This window comes from Pseudomonas brassicacearum, assembly GCF_003732265.1.
In the GTDB taxonomy this organism is placed as follows: Bacteria; Pseudomonadota; Gammaproteobacteria; order Pseudomonadales; family Pseudomonadaceae; genus Aquipseudomonas; species Aquipseudomonas brassicacearum_D.
The window spans coordinates 1-289 of sequence record NZ_MOBK01000040.1; the positions used below are offsets into that span (position 1 = coordinate 1).

The following is a 289-nucleotide window of genomic DNA, read 5'->3' on the forward strand; positions in this document are numbered from 1 at the left end:
TCGCCCCGGACGTGGTGTTGACCGACAGTTCGTTGCCGGGCATGAGTGGTCACGACCTGATCCAGAAGCTGCGCCTCAGCGCGCCGGATCTGAAAGTGATCATGATGACCGGCTACGGTAACGTCGAAGATGCCGTGGTGGCGATGAAAGAGGGCGCTTTTAACTACGTCACCAAACCGGTGGCCCTGCCCGAGCTCAAGCTGCTGCTCGTCAAGGCGCTGGCCACGGATCGCATGGAGCGCACGTTGTCGTTCTATCAGGCACGTGAGGCGCAGAAGTCCGGCGTGCA

1 protein-coding gene is annotated in these 289 nt (G+C 61.2%); it reads left to right on the forward strand.

Annotation, left to right across the window (positions count from 1 at the left end):
- On the forward strand, positions 1-289 hold a 289-nt coding region (locus BK660_RS29940; protein WP_123436392.1), incomplete at both ends, for a response regulator.